This window comes from Telluria sp. PB2R4 (genome assembly GCF_059685695.1).
Map to the genome: position 1 here is coordinate 81,649 of NZ_JCASIC010000008.1, position 15,166 is coordinate 96,814.

At 65.9% G+C, this 15,166-nt stretch carries 12 protein-coding genes; 6 read left to right on the forward strand and 6 right to left on the reverse strand.

What is annotated here, in order from left to right; all coding sequences use genetic code 11:
• Positions 1–286 precede the first annotated feature (286 nt).
• The 3 genes from aceE to lpdA all read left to right on the forward strand — a co-directional run bounded on the left by aceE (position 287) and on the right by lpdA (position 6,562).
• On the forward strand, positions 287–2,998 hold the full coding sequence (aceE, locus tag AC56LU_RS14620) for a pyruvate dehydrogenase (acetyl-transferring), homodimeric type (protein ID WP_497176338.1): 2,712 nt from the start codon (positions 287–289) through the stop codon (positions 2,996–2,998).
• 77 nt (positions 2,999–3,075) lie between these two features.
• Positions 3,076–4,725, forward strand: a complete 1,650-nt coding sequence (aceF, locus tag AC56LU_RS14625) for a dihydrolipoyllysine-residue acetyltransferase (protein WP_497176339.1) — start codon at positions 3,076–3,078, stop codon at positions 4,723–4,725.
• A gap of 10 nt (positions 4,726–4,735) precedes the next feature.
• Positions 4,736–6,562 (forward strand): dihydrolipoyl dehydrogenase, encoded by a 1,827-nt coding sequence (lpdA, locus tag AC56LU_RS14630; protein WP_497176340.1) that lies wholly within the window; start codon positions 4,736–4,738, stop codon positions 6,560–6,562.
• Positions 6,563–6,711: 149 nt separating this feature from the next.
• Here the strand turns inward: lpdA and AC56LU_RS14635 are convergent, their stop codons facing one another.
• The 4 genes from AC56LU_RS14635 to AC56LU_RS14650 are packed head-to-tail and all read right to left on the reverse strand — an operon-like array spanning position 6,712 to position 10,534.
• Positions 6,712–7,428 (reverse strand): LytR/AlgR family response regulator transcription factor, encoded by a 717-nt coding sequence (locus AC56LU_RS14635; protein ID WP_497176341.1) that lies wholly within the window; start codon positions 7,426–7,428, stop codon positions 6,712–6,714.
• Between the two features lie 32 nt (positions 7,429–7,460).
• A complete protein-coding gene (locus AC56LU_RS14640; protein WP_497176342.1) occupies positions 7,461–8,636 on the reverse strand; it encodes a sensor histidine kinase in 1,176 nt (391 codons plus the stop codon).
• The gene (locus tag AC56LU_RS14645; protein ID WP_497176343.1) at positions 8,633–10,108 is read right to left on the reverse strand and encodes a carotenoid oxygenase family protein; all 1,476 of its coding nucleotides are present in this window, start codon (positions 10,106–10,108) and stop codon (positions 8,633–8,635) included. The genes AC56LU_RS14640 and AC56LU_RS14645 overlap by 4 nt, the downstream gene beginning before the upstream one ends.
• 9 nt (positions 10,109–10,117) lie before the next feature.
• A complete protein-coding gene (locus AC56LU_RS14650) occupies positions 10,118–10,534 on the reverse strand; it encodes a DUF2141 domain-containing protein (RefSeq protein ID WP_497176344.1) in 417 nt (138 codons plus the stop codon).
• A 376-nt stretch (positions 10,535–10,910) separates the two neighbouring features.
• On the opposite strand from AC56LU_RS14650, the gene AC56LU_RS14655 reads away from it, so the two are divergent.
• Positions 10,911–11,228, forward strand: coding sequence for a hypothetical protein (locus AC56LU_RS14655; protein ID WP_497176345.1), 318 nt, complete (start codon positions 10,911–10,913; stop codon positions 11,226–11,228).
• A gap of 70 nt (positions 11,229–11,298) precedes the next feature.
• Here the strand turns inward: AC56LU_RS14655 and AC56LU_RS14660 are convergent, their stop codons facing one another.
• Positions 11,299–11,484 carry a hypothetical protein gene (locus tag AC56LU_RS14660; protein WP_497176346.1) on the reverse strand — a complete coding sequence of 62 codons (186 nt, stop codon included), beginning with the start codon at positions 11,482–11,484 and terminating at the stop codon, positions 11,299–11,301.
• 134 nt (positions 11,485–11,618) lie between these two features.
• A complete protein-coding gene (locus AC56LU_RS14665) occupies positions 11,619–12,257 on the reverse strand; it encodes a TetR/AcrR family transcriptional regulator (protein ID WP_497176347.1) in 639 nt (212 codons plus the stop codon).
• A gap of 127 nt (positions 12,258–12,384) precedes the next feature.
• Between AC56LU_RS14665 and AC56LU_RS14670 the strand changes: the two genes are divergently transcribed.
• Complete coding sequence (locus tag AC56LU_RS14670; protein ID WP_497176348.1) at positions 12,385–13,542, forward strand: HlyD family secretion protein; 1,158 nt, start codon at positions 12,385–12,387, stop codon at positions 13,540–13,542.
• A 9-nt stretch (positions 13,543–13,551) separates the two neighbouring features.
• Complete coding sequence (locus AC56LU_RS14675; RefSeq protein WP_497176349.1) at positions 13,552–15,156, forward strand: DHA2 family efflux MFS transporter permease subunit; 1,605 nt, start codon at positions 13,552–13,554, stop codon at positions 15,154–15,156.
• Positions 15,157–15,166 lie beyond the last annotated feature (10 nt).

Genomic DNA, 15,166 nt, shown 5'->3' on the forward strand with positions numbered 1-15,166 from the left:
TCGTCATATTGGCAGGTACGCCCGGATCGCCCCGCTCTGCCATAAGTGAGAGTCGGCGCTTGCGTCCGAATCGCGGTGCTGTTATAGGATTATTAAGACCTCGTCATAGGGGAAATTGTGCAGGTGCAGCATAAGATTCCACTATATGAAATGGCATATCATAGTTTGAAAAAGGACGTGGCCACTGGTAGAATCGAAGAGTTTATTTTCAGATATTTGAAATTTCACCATACGCCACCAGCCATTCCAGAGAGCGGTCGGGGCGCAAACTCAAGGAGACGCATTAATGTCAGCTCAACTCGACCAGTTGACGGCACAAGCTGCCAACGACCCGGACACGCTCGAAACCCAGGAATGGCTGGACGCGCTGGAAGCGGTGATCGAACATGAAGGCACCGACCGCGCGCACTACCTGATGGAGCGCATGGTCGACCTGGCGCGCCGCCGCGGCGCCCACATTCCGTTCTCGAGCAACACGGCCTACGTCAACACGATCCCGGCCCACCTGAACGTGAACTGCCCGGGCAACCTGGAATACGAAGAGCGCCTGCGCTCGTGGATGCGCTGGAACGCGATGGCGATGGTGGTCAAGGCCAACCGCGCCGACGGCGACCTGGGCGGCCACATCTCCTCGTTCGCCTCGCTGGCGAACATGCTGGGGATCGGCTTCAACCACTTCTGGCACGCCCCGACCGAAGAGCACGGCGGCGACCTGCTGTACATCCAGGGCCACTCCTCGCCGGGCATCTACGCCCGCGCCTACCTGGAAGGCCGCATCACCGAAGAGCAGATGCTGAACTTCCGCCGCGAAGTCGACGGCAAGGGCCTCTCTTCGTATCCGCACCCGAAACTGATGCCGGACTTCTGGCAGTTCCCGACCGTGTCGATGGGCCTGGGCCCACTGATGGCGATCTACCAGGCGCGCTTCCTGAAGTACCTGCACGCACGCGGCATCGCCCAGACCGAGAACCGCAAGGTCTGGGTCTTCTGCGGCGACGGCGAGATGGACGAGCCGGAATCGATGGGCGCGATCGGCATGGCCGCGCGCGAGCGCCTCGACAACCTGGTCATGGTCGTCAACTGCAACCTGCAGCGCCTGGACGGTCCGGTGCGCGGCAACGGCAAGATCATCCAGGAACTCGAAGCCGACTTCCGCGGCGCCGGCTGGAACGTGGTCAAGGTCATCTGGGGCTCGCAGTGGGATGCGCTCCTCTCTAAAGACAAGGACGGCATCCTGCAGCGCGTGATGATGGAAACCGTCGACGGCGAATACCAGAACTACAAGGCCAAGGACGGCGCCTACGTGCGCAAGCACTTCTTCGGCAAGCACCCGGAACTGCTCAAGATGGTCGCCAACATGAGCGACGACGACATCTGGCGCCTGACCCGCGGCGGCCACGACCCGCACAAGATCTATGCAGCGTTCAAGAACGCGCAGGAGAACAAGGGTTCGCCGACCGTGCTGCTGGTGAAGACCGTCAAGGGCTTCGGCATGGGCAAGTCGGGCGAGGCGCGCAACACCGCGCACCAGACCAAGAAGCTGGACGACGCCGCGATCCGCGAGATGCGCGACCGCTTCAACATTCCTATCCCGGACGACAAGCTGGCCGAGATCCCGTTCTTCAAGCCGTCCGACGATGCGCCGGAAATGCAGTACCTGCACGAGCGCCGCAAGGCCTTAGGGGGCTACCTGCCGCAGCGCCGCTCCAAGGCCGACGAAGCCCTGGTGGTGCCGCCGCTGGACAGCTTCAAGGCCGTGATCGAGCCGACCCCGGAAGGCCGCGAGATCTCGACCACCCAGTCCTACGTGCGCGTGATCACCAGCCTGCTGAAAGACCCGAGCATCGGCCAGCGCATCGTGCCGATCCTGGTCGACGAATCGCGTACCTTCGGTATGGAAGGCCTGTTCCGCCAGATCGGCATCTTCAACCAGCAGGGCCAGCTGTACGAGCCGGTCGACCGCGACCAGGTGATGTACTACCGTGAAGACAAGGCCGGCCAGATCCTCCAGGAAGGCATCAACGAAGCGGGCGGCATGAGCTCGTGGATCGCCGCGGCGACCTCGTACTCGTCGAACAACCGCCAGATGATCCCGTTCTACACCTTCTACTCGATGTTCGGGATGCAGCGTGTGGGCGACCTGGTCTGGCTGGCGGGCGACATCCGGGCGCGCGGCTTCCTGATGGGCGGCACCGCCGGCCGCACCACGCTGAACGGCGAAGGCCTGCAGCACGAGGACGGCCACAGCCACATCATCGCCGCCACCGTGCCGAACTGCCTGCCGTACGACCCGACCTTCGGCCATGAAGTGGCGGTGATCATCCAGGACGGCCTGCGCCGCATGGTGACGGAACAGGAAGACGTGTTCTACTACATCACCATCATGAACGAGAACTACGCGCATCCGGGCCTGAAGCCAGGCCAGGAAGAGGGCATCCTGAAGGGCATGTACCTGCTGCAGGAAGGTGGGGCGATCGACGGCGGCAAGGACAGCTCCAAGCGCGTCCAGCTGATCGGCTGCGGCACCATCCTGCGCGAGTCGATCGCAGCAAGCGAACTGCTGAAGAACGACTGGGGCGTCGATGCCGACGTGTGGTCGGCGCCGTCGCTGACGCTGCTGGCCCGTGACGGCCAGGATTGCGAGCGCTGGAACATGGTCAACCCGGATGCGCAGCAGCGCGTGCCGTACGTGACTTCGCTGCTGCAGAACACCGCCGGCCCGATCGTCGCGACCACCGACTACATGCGCATGTTCGCCGAGCAGATCCGCGCCTTCATGCCGAAGGACCGCACCTATAAAGTGCTGGGCACCGACGGCTTCGGCCGCTCGGATTCGCGCGTCAAGCTGCGCGAGTTCTTCGAGGTGAACCGCTACTACGTGACGGTTGCCGCCCTGCGTGCGCTGGCCGATGAAGGCAAGATCGACCGTGCAGTGGTCGCCCAGGCGATCGCGAAGTACGGCATCGACCAGAACAAGCCGAATCCTGTGACCCAGTAAATGCTCGAAGTCCGCCGTCCCGCGTGTGCAGGGCGGCGGCTTAAGCGCGAACTCAAAGAACAAACGGAGCTAACACTATGAGCATTGTGGAAGTCAAAGTCCCGGACATCGGCGACTTCAAGGAAGTCGAAGTCATCGAGCTGATGGTCAAGCCGGGCGACACGATCAAGGTCGACCAGTCGCTGGTCACCGTCGAGTCGGACAAGGCAAGCATGGAAATCCCGTCGAGCCACGCCGGCGTCGTGAAAGAAATCAAGATCAAGGTCGGCGACAAGGTTGCCGAGGGTTCGCTCGTGCTGCTGCTGGAAGAAGCCGGCGGCGCTGCCGCTGCTGCACCTGCTACTGCGGCCGCACCAGCACCGGCAGCCGCTGCGCCTGCCGCTGAAGCTGCGCCGGCGCCAGCCGCTGCCGCCCCTGCAGCCTCGGGCGGCATCGTCGAAGTCACCGTGCCGGACATCGGCGACTTCAAGGAAGTCGAAATCATCGAGCTGATGGTCAAGCCGGGCGACCAGATCAAGGTCGACCAGTCGCTGATCACGGTCGAATCGGACAAGGCGAGCATGGAGATCCCGTCCAGCCACGCCGGTACCGTCAAGGAAATCAAGGTCAAGGTCGGCGACAAGGTCGCCAAGGGCTCGCTGGTGCTGCTGGTCGAATCGACCGGTGGCGGCGCCGCTGCGCCGGCGCCAGCGGCCGCACCTGCCCCTGCGGCCGCTGCTCCGGCTGCCGCACCCGCCGCCGCTGCAGCTCCGGCACCTGCCGCAGCTGCACCGGCCCCGGCCCAGGGCCTCACCGGCTCGAAAGCCCACGCCTCGCCGTCGATCCGCAAGTTTGCCCGCGAACTGGGCGTGGACCTCGGCCGCGTGCCGGGCACCGGCCCGAAAGGCCGCATCACCCAGCTCGACGTGCAGAACTTCGTCAAGGGCGTGATGGCCGCGCCGGCCGCCGCCGCCGCACCAGCCAAGGGTGGATCGGGCGTTGGCCTCGACCTGCTGCCATGGCCGTCGCTCGACTTCTCGAAGTTCGGTCCGACCGAACTGCTGCCGCTGTCGCGCATCAAGAAGATCTCTGGCCCGAACCTGCACCGCAACTGGGTGATGATCCCGCACGTCACCACCTTCGACGAAGCCGACGTCACCGACCTGGAACGGTTCCGCGTCGATTCGAACGCCGCGCTGGCCAAGCAGAAGTCGACCGTCAAGCTGACCATGCTGGCCTTCGTCATCAAGGCGTCGGTCGCCGCGCTGAAGAAGTTCCCGCAATTTAACGCCTCGCTCAGCGAAGACGGTGCGAACCTGATCCTGAAGCAGTACTACAACATCGGCTTCGCCGCCGACACCCCGAACGGCCTGGTGGTTCCGGTGGTGAAGGATGCGGACAAGAAGACGGTGTCGCAGATCGCCACCGAAATGGGCGAGCTCTCGGCACAGGCACGCGACGGCAAGCTGTCCCCGGCAAACATGCAGGGCGCCACCTTCACCATCTCGTCGCTGGGCGGCATCGGCGGTACGGCCTTCACGCCGATCATCAATGCGCCGGAACTGGCGATCCTGGGCCTGTCGAAGTCGGCGATGAAGCCGGTGTGGGATGGCTCGGCATTCCAGCCGCGTTTGATGCTGCCGCTGTCGCTGTCCTACGACCACCGCGTGATCGATGGCGCCGGCGCTGCCCGCTTCGCCGCCTACCTGGCCGACGTCCTGGCCGACCTGCGCAAGACCCTTCTGTAAGGAGCCGAGCATGAGCACTGTCGAAGTAAAGGTTCCGAACATCGGCGACTTCAAGGACGTCGAGATCATCGAGCTGCTGGTCAAGCCGGGCGACACCATCAAGGTCGACCAGTCGCTGGTCACCGTCGAATCGGACAAGGCCAGCATGGAGATCCCGTCGACCCATGCCGGCGTGGTCAAGGAAATCAAGGTCAAGGTTGGCGACAAGGTGAACGAAGGTTCGCTGCTGCTGATGATCGAAGAATCCGGCGCGGGCGCCGCCGCGCCTGCTCCTGCCGCAGCCGCACCGGCGCAGGCAGTCGCTGCGACCGCCGCGAGCAAGCCGGCCGATTCGTACGCACCGGCCCATCCCGCGCCAGCCGCTGCGCAAGCATCGGCGCCGGCGCCGGGCGCGGCCAGCTACAGCGGCGCGGTCGACATCGAATGCGAGATGATGGTGCTGGGCGCCGGCCCGGGCGGCTATTCGGCCGCTTTCCGCTCGGCGGATCTCGGCATGAATGTCGTGCTGGTCGAGAAGTACGCGACCCTGGGCGGCGTGTGCCTGAACGTGGGCTGCATCCCGTCCAAGGCGCTGCTGCACGTGGCGCACATCATGGACGAGACCGCGCACATGGCCGACCTGGGTGTGAGCTTCGCCAAGCCTGATGTCGACATCGACAAGCTGCGCGCCTACAAGGATGGCGTCATCAAGAAGATGACCGGCGGCCTGAACTTCATGGCCAAGGCGCGCAAGGTCAATGTGGTGCAGGGCGTGGGCAGCTTCCTCTCCCCGAACCACATCGAAGTGACCGCAGCCGACGGCAGCAAGAAAGTGGTGAAATTCGCGAAAGCGATCATCGCCGCCGGTTCCGCCGTGGTGAAGCTGCCCTTCGTGCCGGAAGACCCGCGCATCGTCGATTCGACCGGCGCGCTGGAACTGCGCCAGGTGCCCAAGCGCATGCTGGTGATCGGCGGCGGCATCATCGGCCTGGAGATGGCAACCGTGTACTCGACCCTGGGTGCGCGCATCGACGTGGTCGAGATGATGGATGGCCTGATGCAGGGCGCGGACCGCGAGGCCGTCAAGGTCTGGCAGAAGTACAACGCGCACCGCTTCGACAACATCATGTTGAAGACCAAGACCGTCGGCGTCGAGGCGCTGCCCGAAGGCATCAAGGTGAGCTTCGAAGCCGCCGAAGCCGGCGCCACTGCACCTGAACCGCAGCTCTACGACCTGGTGCTGGTGGCCGTCGGCCGCAGCCCGAACGGCAAGAAGATCGCCGCCGAGAAGGCCGGCGTCGCCGTGAGCGACCGCGGCTTCATCGGCGTGGACGGCCAGATGCGCACCAACGTGCCGCACATCTTCGCCATCGGCGACCTGGTGGGCCAGCCGATGCTGGCGCACAAGGCGGTACACGAGGCGCACGTGGCGGCGGAAGCGGCGCACGGCGAGAAGGCCTACTTCGACGCCAAGGTGATCCCGTCGGTGGCCTACACCGATCCGGAAGTGGCATGGGTCGGCCTGACCGAGGATGAAGCCAAGCAGAAGGGCATCAAGGTCGAGAAGGGCCACTTCCCGTGGAACGCCAGCGGCCGCGCGGTCGCCAACGGCCGCGACGAAGGCTTCACCAAGCTGCTGTTCGACGCCGAGACCAAGCGCATCATCGGCGGCACCATCGTCGGCACCAATGCCGGCGACATGATCGGCGAAGTGGCGCTGGCGATCGAGATGGGCGCGGACGGCGTGGATATCGGCAAGACCATCCACCCGCACCCGACCCTGGGCGAATCGATCGGCATGGCGGCCGAAGTCTACAAGGGCGTCTGCACAGACTTGCCGCCGGTGCGCAAGAAGTGATCGCGCTCAGTCTGGCGTAGTGGAAGGGGACCTCGACGGTCCCCTTTTTTACATCCGCTTGAACAAGTCAATCGCCGCGTGGGCGGGGAACCCGCCCACGCTACAGAACCTTTTACTGGACGGCCTTGCCTCCGACAGTTCCCATCTTTCTACATCTGCTTGAACAAGTCCACGTAGTTCCGGCTCACGACCAGCTGTTCGTCACGCCCTTTCAAGCGCACGTGCAAGCGTCCGCGAAAGTCGGTGCGCGTTGCCGCCACGTGGCGCGCCGCGACGATCACGCCGCGGTGGATCTGCCAGAACTGCTGGGGATCGAGCTGCTCTTTCAGCTTGCTGAGCGGCGTGCGGATCAGGCACTCGCCATCGGCCAGGAACACGCTGGTGTACTTGTCGTTGCTCTGGAAGTAGATGACTTCGTCGATTGCGACCAGCCGAGTTTCCTGCCCTTTCGCCGCCCGGATCCACTGCAGCGGAGCCGGCGCCGCCGTGGTCACGCCCAATTGCCGCAGCAGTGCCGCCAGGGCATCCGGCGCTGGCGCCGCTGCCGTCACGGCCAGTGCTTCCTTCAGCCGCGCCACCGTGCGCGACAGGCGTTCGAGCTTGATCGGCTTGAGCAGGTAGTCGAAGGCCGCGTGCTCGAAGGCCTGCAGCGTGTAGTGATCGTAGGCGGTAGTGAAGACGACCCGCGGCGGCTGCCTGCCTTCGCAGAGGCGCGCAGCCAGCTCGATGCCGTTCAGTCCCGGCATCTGGATATCGAGGAAGACGACCTGCGGCGCCAGCTCGTCGATGAGCGCGAGCGCCTGCACCCCGTTGGCGGCGCGGGTCACGTGCAGGCCGGGCCAGGCAATGGCCAGCTGCGACTCCATATAGTCGAGCAGATGCGGCTCGTCGTCGGCGATCAGGGCGCGTGGGTGGTCGATGATGGCACCATGGCAGGGACAATGCGGGGAAGCAGCAGGCGCGAGCTCACGCCGCCCGCAGGGTTTTCGATGAGCTGTAGCTGGGCGCCTGCCCCGTACAGCTGGCGCAGGCGCTCGCGCAGGTTGGACAGGCCGACACCGCCGCCGGGGCGCGGGGCGGCCGAACGCAGCCCGGCGCCGGTATCGCTGACCTCGAGCACCAGCATGCCGCCGCCCAGACGCGCCCGGATCACGATCTCGCCGCCTTCCAGCATGGGCTCGATGCCGTGCATGATCGCGTTCTCGACCAGCGGCTGCAGCAGCATCGGCGCCAGCGGCAGCGTGCGCGCGGACGGGTCGAGCTCGAAACGGCAGCGCAGCCGCCCCTCCATGCGCACCGCCAGCACGTCGAGGTAGGCGCCGGCCAGATCGACTTCGCTGCCGAGCGTCGCATGCTCGGCGCGGCTGGCCGACAGGCTGGCGCGCAGGTAGTCGATGAAGCGCTCCAGCATGCGGCGCGCCTTGGCCGGCTGGCTGTCGATCAGGCTGACGACGTTGGCCAGCGTGTTGTACAGGAAGTGCGGCTCGATCTGGGCCTGCAGGGCCCGCAGGCGCGCCTCGGCGACCAGGCGGCCGGCGGCCTCGATCTGCTCCTGCTGGCGCGCCGCCAGCGCTTCGCGCCGCAGGCGCCGCTCGCCGGCGGCCAGCAGCAGCACCATCAGGCCGGCCGTCAGCACGCCGAAGGCAAGCAGGAACAACACGGTGGTGGTGCTCTGGAAGAAGCGCAGCGGGCTGCGGCCGACGAGCAGCGCATTCCCGAAGGGGATGCCGATGACGCTGGCTGCGGCGATGACCAGCAGCTGCGCCATGCGGAACAGCACGAGGTTCTCGCGCGGCATTGTCCGCTCGAGAAAATGCAGGGCAGCATGGATCATGAAGCCGATCATGTTGCTGATGACGAGCGTCGCGAACAGCAGCCGCGCGAACGGCATGCCGCGGCCGAAGAGCTTTTGCAGCACGGTCAGCGCCAGCGCCAGCATGCTGCTCCAGATCGCCGTGTACAGCAGGTCGCGGGCGAACGAGGGCGGCCAGCGCCGGAACAGCGGGATCAATTCCAGCGGATGGTTGCGCTCGCGCGCTATATCGCGCTCCTCGGGAGAATGGGCAGTAATCATGCTGACAAGAAATTACCATGAAAACAGTGCGGCGTGCGATAGGGCAGCCGCGCCAGCGCCAGCGGTCCAGCGGACACGTACGCCGCGTCGAACACGCTCAGCACGCCGACGCCCTTGCGCAAGTCCTGCGCCACGCCGACCAGGTAGCCATCGGTCTCGACGCGCGCATTGCGGCGCGGGACCAGCACGTGCTCCTCGACTTGCCAGCCTGGACCGAAACGGTAGCCGTCCACCTTGCCGCTGTCGGTGTCGACCAGGTTGACCGAGGACAGCAGGCCGGCTTCGCCACCCAGCAGCACCAGCCTGCGATGGCGCCTGCTGGCCACCTGCGGCGCCACGCGCGGAAATTCGCAGGCGCCGAACAGGCGGCTGGCATGTGCGCGGCCGCTGGCGTAGTCGAGGCAGACCTGCATCGCCTCGCTGCGCGAGCGGCTCCGCCGTTCGCCGGCCATCAAGCCGCCGAGTTCGGCCAGAGCGTCGCCCTCGTGCAGCACCACGTCGAAGCGGGTGCAGGCGCCGTCCTCCCAGGCATTGCCGAAGTGGAAGACCATGCGCGGCGGCAGCTCGAATACCTGGCGCACGGCCAGACTGTCCTTGGCCACGACCACGACGCGCAGCGGCCGTGCATCGGGGCCACTACCGGCCCAGATGTGGCGCTCGGCGAAACTCATGCCGCTTCCCGGCGTCAGGTCGTAGGGCGGAATCAGGAAGACCAGGTGCTTCGCGCTGACGACGAAGTCATGCACCATGGCCTGCCCGGGCACCGTGAGCAGGGCGGTGCGCAGGACCTGGCCGTCGGCGCCGATCTGGTAGATCGCGAGCCGGTTGGAACCGGGCAGGGCGCCGAAGTTCCACATCCCGCCTTGCGGGTCGGGTTTGGGATGGGCCGAGAACGGCATGGCGCGCAAATCCTCGCGCCAGGTCTTGACTCCGCGCGTGGACAGGGTGTCCGGATCGACTTCGATCGCCGAGCCGCCTTCCCACAAGGCGTACACGCGCCCGTTGAAGGGCAGCAAATTGGTGTTGGCTGCGTTCAGGCTGTCGTTGTCGCGAAAGCCGCGGCGCGCCACCCAAGTGCCGAAGGATGGGTAGAGGAATCGACCGGCCTCGGTCTCGTCCAGGAAGCGGCGCGTCTCGACGAAGCGGCCCTGGTGGCGCACGCGCCCGCCGGCAATGGTCCAGCGCTGGGCGAAGCCGTCGCCGTCGAACCAGTGGTGGTAGCGCTCGCCGCCCAGTTCGAATCGGCCGGGGCCGTTGCGATAGAAGCTGCCCTGCAGGTCGGCCGGCAGGCGCCCGCTGACCGAGGCGTCGCCGGCCTGGCTGCCGACGGTGTCGGCGTACACGGCCAGCGCCGGGTCGCGTGCCAGGGCGGCGTGGAAGCGGCGCCGGGTTTCCTCGTCGGCGCGCGCGGCGCCGGCCAGTCCGAGCGCACCAAGGCCAAGTCCGGCTCCGATCAAGCGGCGGCGGTCCATGCTCGCTCCTCAGCGCAGGCTGATGGTGGCCGTGGCGCCGGCAGCCGGCAGACTGAACTTCACCTGCTCGAATGTCGGCGGCCCCATGGTGCCGCGGGCATTGTTGCTGAAGGCATGGTCCTCGGAGGGGATGCCCATCGCGTTGCTGTCCATCTTCCCGTTGCCGTTGGTGTCGTGAAAAAGCGCAATGCCGTATTCGCCAGCCGGCAAATCCTTGATCACCAGGTCGACGCCGCCGGCCGCGGCGGCGACACGGGCGGCTTTGGCAGGGCGCTTCAGGAAGCTGGGGGCGGAATCGTAGACGGCGACCATGATGTTGCCTTGCGCCGACTTGACGTCCTCGACGCGGACGCTCAGGTCCGCTGCGCCGGCGGCGCTGCAGGCGGACAGGATGGCAATGGCGCTTGCGGTACGGATGGTTTGCATGACGGGCTCCTAGGGGTGGTTGATGGAGCCATTCTGGCGAGCCGATTCCGGACACGCTCGTGCTTGCGACGAAACGGCGGCGATTCGGCGCGAGCTGCATGCGGACGGCGCGAATTGCACGTCGGGTGCAGCTGAAAACTTCGGCGCTTTCACCGTCCCGTGTTGAACGAGCCCCGCGCAATTCGCAGCGGCTTCTCTAGCGAACCAATGCGGCGGTTCCGCTCAACAGTTCAAGATCTCCAACAGCTCACGCTGACAGCGCCGAAAATTTCAATCGTGACAGCCGCTCGACGCTGTATTGACTTGCTATGATGGGAGCGTGTGGCGGCAAGCCCACTTTGTCGCCGGTCGCGTGTGGGGCTACAGGGAGATTGTTATGTACGAGCACGGCAATGAATACGTCGGGACGGTCTATGTGCTGCCCGAAACGCGCTGCTTCGAACTCAGGACCACGGTCCACGGCGAATCGTCGGTTGTTCATGGCACCATTTCCCAGCAGCTCGCCGCGCGCTTCGTCGAAGGCGCCCCGGATGCGATCGACCCGCGCCAGGTAGCGGCCCAGCCGCGCAGGGTCGAGGTGATGACCCGCGAGATCCACGAACGCCACCGCGCCCCGCGCAAGGTGTATTGCCTGACTCGGCTGTATGACTTCGAGACCCGGGTCCAGGGAAGTGCGGCGCCGGCCATGGCCTGAACGCCGGACGTAAAAAAGCCGCCCGGCGGGTGCGGGGCGGCTTTTATCGGTTCGGATGATCAGCGGGTCGTCACGTGAAGGCGATGAAACGCTGCGGAATGTCGATGGTGCCGGATTGGGCGGCGGCGGCATACGCGCGCATTTCCGCCAGCACCGCTTCGAGCTGTTCGTTGTTCGGATTCTGCAGGAAGCCCTTCATACGCTCCTGCAGCGAGGCCTGCTGGTCACGCCATTCGTATCGGGATGACTTGCTCATGCTTCCTCCTCGCGGCGAACGGCCGCTGTTCTTGTATTGTTCATGACATCCTCCTGTAATAAGGATGTCAGATTGACACAGTTACTTGCCGCAAGTCGGTGCGATCACGCACAGACCGCTTTTTGACCATATGGTCAAAGAATGCTCCGATAAAACAGCTCTAGCCGCTCAGCAAGGACGTGCCGGGCTTCCTGGCCAATGGGTTCACGTTCCGGGAACAGATAACGCAGCACCGGGTCGCCGTTGATGCAGGCGATCAGGTGCGAGGGGAGCAGGGCAAACGGCACGTCGGCGCGCAGCTGGGCGCGGATATCGGGCCGGGCGAAATACCGCTCGAGCATCTCGCGCGTCATGCGCGGGCCGCCTTCGTAGAAGGCTTCCGCCAGCTCCGGGTTGCTGGCGGCTTCCGCCATCACCACGCGCTGCAGGGTCATCGCATCCGGTTCGCACAGCATGGTGTAGAAGTGGCCGGCGAACTCATCGATGACTTCGCGTAGCGGACGCTGGTCCACGTCCATCTTGCCGACCGGGAAAAAGCGCTCGCGGCGCGCCGCCAGCACGGCCTTCAGCAGGCCAGCCTTGCCGCCGAACTTCACGTAGATGGTCCGCACCGCCACCCGCGCTTCGCGCGCGATGGCTTCCAGGCTGACGCCAGCATATCCATGCTTCAGGAACAGGCAACCGGCGACATCGATCAAGCCCCGTGTACGCGCCTCGACTTCGGACGCCTTGGGGCGACCGGCGGATTTCGCAGGAGAGGTGGGCTCGGTCATCGCTTTATTCATGCTGAATAATGTAATCGACCTAGGAATGAAATGCAACCGTTTCATTTCTTGACTTCGCTCACTAGCTCGCGAATAATGCGCATGACCCATTTCATTTTCAGCGGAGTTTGACCTCATGGCAGAATCGCACACCTCGGCCCCGGCTATGCAGCCCGCCGTTCCGACCCACGCGCCGGCGGCGCCGGGCAAGACGCCGCCCAACAAGCGCGTGCTGGGCGTGGTGGCGCTCATCGCCGTCGTCGCCCTCGGGGCAGGCGGGCGTATGTGGTACCGCAGCCACCATTACGTCGAGACCGAGAATGCCTATCTCACCGGACGGGTGCATCCGGTATCGGCGCGCGTGGCCGGCGTGGTAACGCGGGTGCTGGTCGACGATAACCAGCGAGTGAAGGCGGGCGACGTGATCGCCGAGCTCGATCCCGCCGACCACGGCGTGCGCGTCGAGCAGATCGAAGCCCGGATCGCCTCGGTGGAACAGCAGATCGCCCAGGCCGGCGCCCAGGTGACGCAGGTGCGGGCCCAGGCCGCCGCCGCCGGCGCCCAGATCCGCCAGGCCGAGGCCCAGCTGGTGCGTGCGCGCCAGGATGCCGAGCGCTTCGGCCAGCTGTACAACGAGACCATGAAGGCCGTCTCCAAAGCCGAAGTGGACGCCTCGCGCGCGGCGCGCGCCGCGGCCCAGGCCGACGTGGCGGCGCGCCGCGACAGCGCTGGCGCGGCCCAGGCGCAGGTGCTTGCGGCCGATGCCGGCCGCGACGTGCTCAAGGCCCAGGTCAGGGTGCTGCAGGCCGAGCTCAAGGACGCGCGCCAGCAGCTGGCCTATAACCGCATCCTCGCGCCGGTCGCCGGCCGCATCGGCAAGCGCAGCATCGAAGTCGGGGCCCGCGTGCAGCCGGGCCAGCAGCTGCTGGCCGTGGTCGAGGACGAGGTCTGGGTCACCGCCAACTTCAAGGAAACCCAGCTGGCCGGCCTGGAGCCGGGCCAGCAGGTGCAGCTCGAGGTCGACGCGCTGCCGGGCAAGCACTTGACGGGCCGCGTGCACAGCTTCTCGCCGGCCTCGGGCAACCAGTTCGCGCTGCTGCCGGCCGATAACGCGACCGGCAACTTCACCAAGATCGTCCAGCGGGTGCCGGTCAAGATCGTGCTCGATCCGAGTGACGTCAAGAAGTACGCCGGGCGCCTGGTGCCGGGCATGTCGGTGATCGCGGAGGTGGAACTCGGCCAGAAGCGCGCGCCTGTCCAAACGGCTACCGCCGCGCCGCAGTTGGCAAACTAAGGTTCTGCAATGACTAGCCTCACGCAGGGAGCCGTACCTGCTATCGTCCCTGGCGCGCCCGCCAACGGCGCCCGTATCGACGCGCGCACCTGGATCGCGGTGGCCGCCGGCATGCTGGGCGCCTTCATGGCGGTGCTCGACATCCAGATCACCAATTCCTCGCTGCGCGACATCCTCGGTTCGCTTTCCGCCACCCAGGAAGAGGGCTCGTGGATCTCGACCGCCTACCTGTGCGCCGAGATCGTCGTGATCCCGATGACCGCGCTGTTCACGCGTGCGTTTGGTGCGCGCCGCTACATGATCGGCACCACCGCCCTGTTCCTGCTGTTCTCGACTCTGTGTGGGGCGGCCTGGAACCTGGAAAGCATGATCGTGTTCCGCATGCTGCAGGGCTTTACCGGCGGCGCCCTGATCCCGATGGCGATGACGCTGGTGATGACGCGCCTGCCCGCCTCGAAGCGCGCGGCCGGCATGGCGATCTTCGGCCTGACCGCCACCCTGGCGCCGGCCATGGGCCCGACCCTGGGCGGGTTCCTGTCCGAGCTCTACGGCTGGCCGTCGATCTTCTATATCAACTGGGTGCCGGGCGTGCTGCTGATCGCGGGGCTGCTGTACGGGCTGGACCGGGAAAAATCGAAGGTCGAGGCGCTGCTGCATGCCGACTGGCTCGGCATCGGCCTGATGGCGATGGGCCTGGCCTGCCTCACCATCTTCCTCGAAGAGGGTAATTCGAAGGACTGGTTCGAGTCCTCGTTCATCGTCAGCTTCGCCTCGCTGTCGCTGGTCGGCATCCTCGGCTGGGTGGCGCTGAGCTTCACGAAACCCGAGCCCTTCGTCAACCTGCGCCTCTACGGCCAGCGCAACTTCCTGGTGGCGACCGTGCTGTCGGCGGTGACCGGGATGGGCTTGTATGGCTCTTCGTTCCTGCTGCCGCTCTACCTGGGCCAGATCGCGGGCTACACGCCGATGCAGATCGGCGAAGTCATCGCCTGGGTCGGGCTGCCGCAGCTGCTGGTAATGCCGTTCGCGGCGGCGCTCTCGTCGAAAGTGGACAACCGCATCCTGTGCTCGTTCGGCCTGCTGCTGTTCGGCGGTTCCTGCCTGATGAACGCGTTCATGGACGCCAGCACCGGCTACGACCAGCTGATGCTCACCCAGGTGGTCCGCGCGATCGGCCAGCCCTTCGTGATGCTGACCCTGTCGAATTTCGCGATGCAGGGCATCGCGCCGAAGGACATGCCCTCGGCCTCGAGCCTGTTCAACATGACCCGCAACCTGGGCGGCTCGATCGGCATCGCGCTGCTGGCCACGGCGCTGACCAAGCGCGAGCACTTCCATTCGGCGCGCCTGGGGGAAGCGGTGTCGACCTACGCACTGCCGACCCAGCAGCGCCTGGAAGGGCTGACCCAGGGCTTCATCGCGGGCGGCATGGACCCCGCCACCGCCGCCAGCCAGGCGCTCGCCGTGGTCGACCGCATCGTGCGGCGCGAGTCCTATGTGATGGCCTACAACGACGCCTTTTTGATCATCGGCCTGGTGCTGATCGGCTGCATCGCCGCAATCTGGCTGGCCGACAAGGTGAAGTCTCCTGGTGGCGTATCGGCTGCGCACTGATTGTTTGAAA

What these genes read in the sequence shown, in the direction of transcription:
- aceE (WP_497176338.1), top strand. Translation starts at nt 287, where the DNA reads ATGTCAGCTCAACTCGACCAGTTGACGGCACAAGCTGCCAACGACCCG.
- aceF (WP_497176339.1), top strand. Translation starts at nt 3,076, where the DNA reads ATGAGCATTGTGGAAGTCAAAGTCCCGGACATCGGCGACTTCAAGGAA.
- lpdA (WP_497176340.1), top strand. Translation starts at nt 4,736, where the DNA reads ATGAGCACTGTCGAAGTAAAGGTTCCGAACATCGGCGACTTCAAGGAC.
- AC56LU_RS14635 (WP_497176341.1), bottom strand. Translation starts at nt 7,428, where the DNA reads ATGGAGTCGCAGCTGGCCATTGCCTGGCCCGGCCTGCACGTGACCCGC.
- AC56LU_RS14640 (WP_497176342.1), bottom strand. Translation starts at nt 8,636, where the DNA reads ATGATTACTGCCCATTCTCCCGAGGAGCGCGATATAGCGCGCGAGCGC.
- AC56LU_RS14645 (WP_497176343.1), bottom strand. Translation starts at nt 10,108, where the DNA reads ATGGACCGCCGCCGCTTGATCGGAGCCGGACTTGGCCTTGGTGCGCTC.
- AC56LU_RS14650 (WP_497176344.1), bottom strand. Translation starts at nt 10,534, where the DNA reads ATGCAAACCATCCGTACCGCAAGCGCCATTGCCATCCTGTCCGCCTGC.
- AC56LU_RS14655 (WP_497176345.1), top strand. Translation starts at nt 10,911, where the DNA reads ATGTACGAGCACGGCAATGAATACGTCGGGACGGTCTATGTGCTGCCC.
- AC56LU_RS14660 (WP_497176346.1), bottom strand. Translation starts at nt 11,484, where the DNA reads ATGAGCAAGTCATCCCGATACGAATGGCGTGACCAGCAGGCCTCGCTG.
- AC56LU_RS14665 (WP_497176347.1), bottom strand. Translation starts at nt 12,257, where the DNA reads ATGACCGAGCCCACCTCTCCTGCGAAATCCGCCGGTCGCCCCAAGGCG.
- AC56LU_RS14670 (WP_497176348.1), top strand. Translation starts at nt 12,385, where the DNA reads ATGGCAGAATCGCACACCTCGGCCCCGGCTATGCAGCCCGCCGTTCCG.
- AC56LU_RS14675 (WP_497176349.1), top strand. Translation starts at nt 13,552, where the DNA reads ATGACTAGCCTCACGCAGGGAGCCGTACCTGCTATCGTCCCTGGCGCG.